At 67.1% G+C, this 7592-nt stretch carries 7 protein-coding genes; all 7 read left to right on the top strand.

Translation table 11 applies throughout. From position 1 onward, the window contains the following. Positions 1–55: 55 nt before the first annotated feature. The 7 genes from M3I56_RS30010 to M3I56_RS29980 all read left to right on the top strand — a co-directional run bounded on the left by M3I56_RS30010 (position 56) and on the right by M3I56_RS29980 (position 7349). Complete coding sequence (locus M3I56_RS30010; protein ID WP_254357034.1) at positions 56–508, top strand: hypothetical protein; 453 nt, start codon at positions 56–58, stop codon at positions 506–508. A 54-nt stretch (positions 509–562) separates the two neighbouring features. Next, complete coding sequence (locus tag M3I56_RS30005) at positions 563–1363, top strand: endonuclease/exonuclease/phosphatase family protein (protein WP_254357029.1); 801 nt, start codon at positions 563–565, stop codon at positions 1361–1363. Positions 1364–1495: 132 nt separating this feature from the next. Next, entirely contained in the window at positions 1496–2140 is a 645-nt protein-coding gene (locus tag M3I56_RS30000; RefSeq protein WP_254357028.1) for a LysE family translocator, read from the top strand. Between the two features lie 633 nt (positions 2141–2773). Beyond that, a complete protein-coding gene (locus M3I56_RS29995; RefSeq protein ID WP_254357027.1) occupies positions 2774–3544 on the top strand; it encodes a ferredoxin--NADP reductase in 771 nt (256 codons plus the stop codon). A 404-nt stretch (positions 3545–3948) separates the two neighbouring features. Beyond that, complete coding sequence (locus M3I56_RS29990) at positions 3949–4974, top strand: sensor histidine kinase (protein ID WP_254357026.1); 1026 nt, start codon at positions 3949–3951, stop codon at positions 4972–4974. Then, positions 4971–5627, top strand: coding sequence for a response regulator transcription factor RqpR (gene rqpR, locus M3I56_RS29985; protein WP_254357025.1), 657 nt, complete (start codon positions 4971–4973; stop codon positions 5625–5627). Before M3I56_RS29990 ends, rqpR begins: the two co-directional genes overlap by 4 nt. A gap of 303 nt (positions 5628–5930) precedes the next feature. Beyond that, entirely contained in the window at positions 5931–7349 is a 1419-nt protein-coding gene (locus M3I56_RS29980) for an amino acid permease (RefSeq protein ID WP_254357024.1), read from the top strand. Positions 7350–7592: the final 243 nt, after the last annotated feature.

Below are 7592 nucleotides of genomic sequence, written 5' to 3'. Positions count from 1 at the left end.
CTCACGCGCCGTGACGCCCCCGCCCACTGCGCCCACTGCGCCCGCCGGGACCGCTGTGGCGCCCGCGACGGCGCCTGTCACCCAGGGCGCTGTCCAGTGGGAGCTGCAGGTCATGCGCGACGGCCAGCAAATCGACGCGTTCAGTGGCACGACCTCGATCGGCCAGGCGCACACGGACACGCATCACAAGGTCGTCTCGCACAGCGTGGGCTGCAAGGATCAGCCTGCAGGCAGCATCGATCTGTCGCGCACGATCACCGTTTCGCCGCTGCAGGTGCGCGCGAACCTGGTCGTCCTGTCGGTCGAGGCGCAGGAAACGCTCGAAAACGACGCCGCGCCGACTACGCCCGAAGGCTGCCGGCTGCCGCCGCAGCCGCGCCAGGTGAACGCGAGCCATCCGGGCCTGATCGTGCCCGACGGGCAGTGGGTGACCTGGCAGCTCGTCGACCAGAACCCCTCGCTTGCGTACCGGGTGCGCGCGACGCTCGCGCCGCCATCCGCACAGTGACCGCACCGATCCAACACACGACCCGGCGTGACCCAATCTGTTAGAAAAAAACGCATGCGAAATCCCGAACAACCGCTCATCGACACCTCACTGAGCAAAGACTTCGTCGCCGTGAGCTGGAATCTGCACAAGGGCCGCTCGCCGCTGGGCTTCGAGGCCTGGGAGGCCATGCGGCGCTGGGTGCAGTCCACCCATGCCGACGCGTGGTTTCTGCAGGAAGCGATGGCCCGCCGCTTGCCGCAACCGGTGCTCTCCTCGGCCTTCGGCGCGCAGCTGGGCGACCCGCTCGACGACGTCTGGCACTGCCAGGCCACCGAAATCGCCACCGCGCTCGAATTGCAGATCGCCCTCGGGCCCAACGTATTCAAGCCTTCATGGCGGCACGGCAACGCGATTCTCTCGCCGCATCCGCTCGATCTGGGCGGACGCTGGGACATCTCCGCGCACCGTTTCGAGCGGCGCGGGCTGCTCGTTGCGCGCGCAAACGTAGCCGGACAGTCCGTCACGCTGCTGTGCGCGCACCTTGCGCTCACGCGCAGCGCGCGGCTGCGGCAGATGAACTGGATCGCGCACTGGATCGTGAAGGAAGCGCCGCGGGGGCCGCTTGTGCTGGCGGGCGACTTCAACGACTGGCGCAACGACTCCGTGCCGCTCTTCGCGGAGCACGGGCTGCAGGAAGTCGCGACGCTGCTCGGCGAGCCGGCGCGGACCTTTCCGGCCTTCTCGCCGGCGCTCGCGCTCGACAAGATGTTCGTGCGGGGCCTCAAGCCCGTCGAGCTGATCCAGCCCGCGCAGGAGACCGCCTGGCTCTCCGATCACCTGCCGTACATGGCGCGCCTGCGGCTCGAAGACTGACGCGCTGGGCAGCGGCGCGCGGGTCACCCGAAGCATCCGCGCGACACTCATCCGATCGCGGCCACTGGCGCGCGCAAGCCCGCGCTAATATGTCGCGTCGCGCGCGCCGCGCGTTTCGTCAGGTGTCCTCAGATGCATTACCTCGCCACGTTGCTGCAGATCGTTGTCGTCTATCTGTTTGCCCTCATCAGCCCTGGCCCGAACTTCTTCATGGTCACGCAGCTTTCGCTAGCCGGCCGGCGCGGCCTGGGTGTCGCTTCGGCGGCGGGCGTGGGCGTTGGCTCGACACTCTGGGCGGCGCTCGCCATGCTCGGCTTCGCGGCCGTGCTGCAGCACATCGACTGGCTCTACAACGGCGTACGCGTGGCGGGCGCGCTCTATCTCGTCTGGTTCGGGCTCAAGCTGCTGCGCTCCGGCGTGCGCCGCGAGCTGGCCGCCGCGGCGCAGGCCGCCGTCGCACCGCCGCCTGTTGCCGACCGGCGCGCGTGGCTGCGCACCTGGCGCGCGGGACTCATCACTTGCCTCACGAACCCCAAGTCGTGCGTATTCTGGACCAGCGTGTTCGCGGCTGTGTTTCCGGCGCATCCGCCGCTCTGGTTTTATGGCGTCGCGCTCGCCACGGTCGCCACGATGTCGTTCGGCTGGCATTGCAGCCTCGCCTTCCTGTTCGCCGACGATCGCACCCAGCGCGGCTACCGGCGCCTGCGCCGCCCGATCGACGCGTTTTGTGGCGCCGCGCTGATCGGGCTCGGCGTGAAACTCGCGGCCGACCGCTAAGGGCGCGCTCATGCGCCTCGCGCGCCGCGGCGCACCGTCGCACCACCGTTGCAGCGTCGAAAATGGCGCCATTGCGCGCGCATCGGCGCCTAAAAGCCGCGCCGAAACTGCCCCGTCAGCAGGGTCAATGCTGCGGGCTGTCAGACCTTCCGGTATCATTTAGCCGAAAATTCGCACACGCCGATCGCGTTTTCGCAATCTGGCGCGTGTCGCCAGCGGCAGGAGAACCCGCTCTCGCGGGTCCTGGCAAGGTCCGCTCCGGCCCGCGAGGCCGGGCGAAGTTTGACCCGCCCTTTTGCCGCCGCCAGCAGACCCCGCCGTTGCGTGTTGCGCGCGCGGATGCCAGCACACCGCCGCAGCGAGCCACCCTCCCTTGCCGCGCAGGGGGACCCAACCCGGTCCAGGCAGATCGACAAGCAGGATCGACCGGGTCCTTGCGGCTCGAGCGCGGTAAAATGGCGGATTGCGCCTCGTTCGCAGCGGGGCGAACTGGCAAAACAACAGGGACTTGCCTGCCGCGGCGTAAAGCCTGGCCGCCGGGTCCCGGGCATATCGTCAAAGCTACGCTGTACTGGACAGCAGGCCGGCAGGATCGCCGCAGTCAGGCGGCGCTTGTTTCGCACTTCAGGAACCATGAGCAAATTCACCGAAGAAACCGTTCTGAGCGTCCATCACTGGACCGACACGCTTTTCAGCTTCACCTGCACGCGCGACCAGGCCCTGCGTTTCGACAACGGCCAGTTCACCATGGTCGGCCTCGAAGTGGACGGCAAGCCGCTGATGCGCGCGTACTCGCTCGCGAGCGCCAACTACGAAGAGCATCTGGAATTTCTCAGCATCAAGGTGCCGGACGGCCCGCTCACGTCGCGCCTGCAGCACCTGAAGATCGGCGACAAGGTGCTGATCGGCAAGAAGCCCGTCGGCACGCTGGTGGCCGACAACCTGCTGCCCGGCAAGGTGCTGTGGCTGCTCTCGACCGGCACGGGCCTCGCGCCGTTCATGTCGATCATCAAGGACCCGGACATCTACGACCGCTTCGACAGGATCGTGCTCACGCACACCTGCCGTTTCGTCGACGAACTCGCGTACAAGGACTTCATCACCGAAGAACTGCGCGAGCATGAATACCTCGGCGAGATCGTGCGCGAGAAACTGGTGTACTACCCGACCGTCACGCGCGAAGTGTTCGACAACCGCGGCCGGATCACCGAGCTGATCGACACGAAAAAGCTGTTCGAAGACCTCGATCTGCCGTCGTTCTCGCCCGAGCGCGACCGCATCATGCTCTGCGGCAGCACGCACATGCTGCGCGACACCGTCGAGCTGCTCGAAAAGGCCGGCCTCACGGAAGGCAGCAACAATCAGCCGGGGCATTACGTGGTGGAAAAGGCGTTCGTCGGTTAAGCGCCCGCGCAAAGTCGCTCGCGACGCGAAGAACCGGAGCCCGGCGCTCCGGTTTTTTTTCGCCTGCGCATTTTTATTTGGCCGCCTATTTTGTCGTTGACGCAGTTACAGTTGTCACACAAATGAGATACCTTTCCTGTCAGTATTTTTCCTACATGACAAGGACACGCGACCTCATGCTACACCTGAAGTTTGACCGCTAACCCTTGTCCAGCCTGAAGTTTTTCTTTTTTTAAGATATTATCGCAGCGCAACATTGGACACACTGAATCGCGTCCAGGGGCAGAGCCAGGTTGTTACTGGTTGTAAATTTCGTTACGCTGCGCCGTGCTGTTCACCGTCACGCCGGGGAGGCCAAATCCCGACGGACGTCTGACAGCAGGAACCGGTTCCTGAACGGGGGAATGATGGATACGTCGAGATACGCCGCGCCGAACGCGCGCACGCCCGTCGGCGATGCGCCGCGCGCCGCTCATGGCGTCGACGGCCTCGCCTTCCTCGCATGGTCCGCTGCCGCCGACGAGGCGGCCACAGTGGCCGCGCTCGAAGACCTCAACCGCGCGCATCGGCAGATTGCCGCGCCTGCGCGCGACGCACGCCGGCGCGGGAGCCGGGCGCTTGCCCACGGCAGCGCCGCCCAGTCCATTCACGCCGACGAAGCCGCCCGCCACCGGCTCGCGCGCGATCTGCACGACAGCGTGGGCGCGGAACTCGCCGCCACGCACTTCGCGCTCGCCAACGTCCACACCTGGCTGCCCGCCAACGCCCCGCCGCAATGCGCCGAGGCGCTCGCGCTCGTCGCCCGCTCGCTCGAAGCCGCCACCGGCGCGATGCGCCAGGTGCTCGACGGCCTGCATGCGCCGCACCTCGACGCGGGCCTGGCGCCCGCGCTCTCGTGCTGGGTGCGCGGCTTCGCGGCGCGCACGGGCCTCGCCGCCCGCGTGGCCGGCGCCAGCGACGACGCGCGCCTCGCCCGCCTGCCCGCCGAGGCCGCGCTCGCCGTGTTCCGCGTCGCCCAGGAGGCGCTCGCCAATGTGGCGCGCCACGCGCAGGCCACGTGCGCCGAGGTGCGGCTCGAAAGCACGGCGCGCCACCTCACGCTCACCATCGCCGACGACGGCATCGGCCTCGCGCGCGTCGCACCCCGCACGCGCCGCAGCCTGCCAAGCGCTCACGGCGACGACAACGCCGACAAGCTTGAGAGCCGCTCCGGCCACTACGGCCTCGCCGGAATGCGCGAGCGCTGCGCCGCCTTCGGCGGCTCGGTGCGCGCCGTCAAGGGCGGCATCGCGCCCACGCATCACGACGACGTCCAGCAGGAAGCCGCTCCGCGCGGCACGACCGTGCGTGCGCGCTTCGCGTGGGACGCGCTGCTCGCCGTCTCCCAATCCGCCTCGCCCCTCCTCAACCAAGAAGGCGCCCGCTCATGACCCATCGCATCCTGCTCGTCGACGACCACGCCGTCGTGCGCCAGGGCGTTCGCCAGTTGCTGCTCGACCGCGGTATTGCCGCCGAGGTGATCGAGGCGCAAACGGGCGCCGAGGCGCTCGCGGCGATCGCGAAGCATGTGTGCGACGTGGTCCTGCTCGACATCTCGCTGCCGGACATGAACGGCGTGGAGGTGCTCAAGCGCGCCAAGAAAAAGGCGCCGCGCGTGCCGGTGCTGATGTTCTCGATGTATCGCGAGGATCAATACGCGGTGCGGGCGCTGAAGGCGGGCGCAGCCGGCTATCTCTCGAAGACGGTGGACGCCGCGCAGATGACCGCCGCAATCCAGCAGGTCGCCGCGGGCCGCAAGTACGTGAGCCCGGCCATGGCCGAAGCGCTTGCCGACTACGTGCTGGTGGACGGCGAACAGCTGCCGCACGAGAAGCTCTCCGACCGCGAATACCAGACGCTGTGCATGCTAGCCTCGGGCAAGCGTCTCACCGACATCGCGCACGCGCTCTCGCTTTCGGTGAAGACGGTGAGCGTCTACCGCACGCGCCTGCTCGAAAAGATGAAGCTCACCAACAACGCCGAGCTGACCTTCTATGTGATGAGCAACCGGCTGGTCGACCTCTCGCCTACTGTCAGCGCCTGAGAATCCGGCGCCCCCTGCGGCATCAAGGCGGCCTTCTCGCCACAACCCGTTGATCCGGAAATGAACTTCGCGGTTTGCGCAGGTCCCCGCAAGGATCGCGCTCGGGCGTCGCGGATTGCGGCGGAATCGTCCGCGTCAAACGAGCGTTTCCGACCCTGCTCGACCGGTCTCGCGCACGACTTCCGCTAAAATTAAGGGTTTCCCCCAAAGACATCCGGCACGCGAAGCCGGCGCAGGCGGGCGTGGGTCAACCACGGCTCCAGTTCCTCGCCTTCGCGCGTTTTCCGTGGAGTTCCCCGCCAAATGTCCCTCTTTCGCAAGAAGAACGTCGAGCACATGTTGCAGGCGAGCGCCCAGGGCGCCGGCCTGAAAAAAGCACTCGGCGCGCTCGACCTCACCTTTCTCGGCATCGGCGCGATCATCGGCACCGGCATTTTCGTGCTGACCGGCACGGGTGCCGTGCAGGCCGGCCCGGCGCTCATGGTCTCGTTCCTGATCGCGGCCGTGGCCTGCTGCTTCGCCGCGCTCGCGTATGCCGAGTTCGCCTCGACCATTCCCGTGGCCGGCTCGATCTACACCTATTCGTATGCGACGCTCGGCGAGCTGGCCGCGTGGGTGATCGGCTGGGACCTGATGCTCGAGTACGGGCTCGCCACCTCCGCGGTCTCGGTGGGCTGGTCGGGCTACCTGCAGTCGCTGCTTTCCGGCTTCGGCCTGACGCTGCCCGCCGCGCTCTCGGCCGCGCCCGGCGCCGTGCCCGGCGTGCACACGCTCTTCAACCTGCCCGCCTTCCTCGTGATGATGGCGATCACGGGGCTGCTTTCCGTGGGCGTGCGCGAATCCACGCGCATCAACAACATCATGGTGGCGATCAAGGTGACCGTGGTGCTGCTCGTGATCGCCGTGGGTGTGTTCCACGTCACCCCCGCGAACTGGCATCCGTTCATGCCCAACGGCTGGCGCGGCGTGTTCGGCGCCGCAGCCGTGATGTTCTTCGCATTCATCGGCTTCGACTCGGTGTCTTCCGCCGCCGAGGAAGTGAAGAATCCCAAGCGCGACCTGCCCATCGGCATCATCGCCTCGCTCGCCGTGTGCGCGGTGCTCTACGTCGCCGTGGCGGCGGTCGTGACCGGCATCGTGCCCTCGCCGCGCTTCGCCCATGTCGGCCACCCGGTTTCGTTCGCGCTGCAGGCGGTGGGCGAAAACTGGGTCGCGGGCTTCATCGATCTGGGCGCCGTGCTCGGCATGCTCACCGTGATCCTAGTGATGAGCTACGGCCAGACCCGCATCATCTACGCGATGTCGCGCGACGGCCTCTTGCCCGCCAAACTCTCGAAGGTGCATCCGCGCTTCGCCACGCCGTTCTTCACGACCTGGCTCGTCGGCGTTTTCTTTGGCCTGATCGGCGCGCTCGTGCCGCTGAACGTGCTCGCCGAACTGATCAACATCGGCACGCTCGCCGCCTTCTCGATGGTGTCGATCGCCGTGCTCGTGCTGCGCCGCACGCACCCGCACCTGCCGCGCGCGTTCCGCTGCCCGGGCGTGCCCGTGGTGCCGATTCTCGCGGTGGGTTCGTGTCTGTTCCTCATGATCAACCTCCAGCCGCTCACGTGGATCGCGTTCCTGGTCTGGACCGCGTTCGGCCTCATCGTCTACTTCGGCTATTCGCGCCGCCATTCGCGTCTCGCGCACGCACCTCACGAGCACGTGCATCACGACTGATACGCGCGCGATCTTCGCGGCGCTCCGATCCCGCTTCGATCCCGCGTCGATCCCCTTTTGAACGCTGCACTGCAACGCAACGGCCCGCCCCGAGTCATCGAGGCGGGCCGCTTTTTTCACTTGCTGCAAGCCTTCTGGAGGGTAAAACCCCGCGCAGCGAAATTCGGCAAATTGTGCTCTACTGTCCGGGCGTCACCCCCAAGGCTTCACTGAACAGCAAGGCACCAGCCGGACCCAGATTCC

The organism is Paraburkholderia sp. CNPSo 3281 (assembly GCF_024206515.1).
Classification (GTDB): Bacteria; Pseudomonadota; Gammaproteobacteria; order Burkholderiales; family Burkholderiaceae; genus Paraburkholderia; species Paraburkholderia nodosa.
This window is presented reverse-complemented; position numbering and strand designations above follow the sequence as displayed.